Annotated in this window: 1 protein-coding gene and 1 pseudogene; both read left to right on the top strand. The window is 61.7% G+C overall.

Annotated features, from left to right (window positions below; genetic code table 11):
- Positions 1-81 (top strand): annotated as a pseudogene (locus tag ACEN88_RS32880) (cysteine peptidase family C39 domain-containing protein); the annotation flags it as partial.
- Between the two features lie 549 nt (positions 82-630).
- The coding region (locus tag ACEN88_RS32875; RefSeq protein WP_413346476.1) for an ImpA family type VI secretion system protein at positions 631-905 on the top strand (275 nt) is incomplete at its 3' end.

The following is a 905-nucleotide window of genomic DNA, read 5'->3' as shown; positions in this document are numbered from 1 at the left end:
GATTGCGGCGCGGCCTGCCTCGCCATGCTGTGCCGCCACTACGGCCTGCAGATTACGCTCGGCAAGCTGCGCGAACTTGCCCCAAAAAAACACCCACCCGGCCGCCCCCCGCGCCGCCTACTGGCGCTGGCGCGCACCCTGCCGGGCTCCCTGGTGGCGTTTCTGCGGGTGCATGTGGGGGCACGGCCCCACCCCGCGCGCGAGGCGCCCCGGCGCGAGGATGCCGGCCTGGTCGACTGGGCCCGCCTCGTGCTGGCCGTGCTGGCGCTCGTGGCGGTGACGTGGACGGGCGTGCCGCTACTCCTGGTCACAGGCTGCGCCTGAATGCCGTATTGACATCTCTTGTAAAGAACATAAGCATCGTTCCATGAAAGGCAACCAATGCCTTTTACTTGGCTCATCTGTGCCGAAAAATGATCGTGTTCTGAAACTGCTGTCAACCATTTTGGGCAAATATTAGTGCAAAAAAATTTAGGTTTCGTGTTAACGACGAGACCGCTAAATGGCGTATAGTGCGCGGTTCGTAGGGGAAAAATCCTCACGAAACACACTAAATAAGAACCGCGCGCGGCCCGGTGCCGTGACGACGAGTTCAAACACGTCCTACAACTAGTAAGAACGCGCACAATCATGAGTATTGTCGACGTCGATGTCCTGCTCGAGGATTTGGAGGAGACCGCCCCTTGCGGACCGAATCTCGAGTATGACCCCGCATTCCTGGAGCTCGAGCAGAGTGCGCTCGGCAAGCCAGAAGTCCAGTATGGGGACACGATCGTCCCCGCCGTCCCCCCTGAATGGAAGCAAGTCAAGAAGCAGGCCCTCGAGCTGCTCGGCCGCACGCGCGACCTGCGCGTGGCGATGCCGCTCGTGCGCGCGCTGCTGGCGCTGCATGCGCTGCCCGGCTT

This window comes from Massilia sp. CT11-108 (assembly GCF_047302915.1).
Classification (GTDB): Bacteria; Pseudomonadota; Gammaproteobacteria; order Burkholderiales; family Burkholderiaceae_D; genus Telluria; species Telluria orientalis.
The sequence above is the reverse complement of the archived record's forward strand: the minus strand, read 5'-3'. Positions and strand labels throughout refer to the sequence as shown.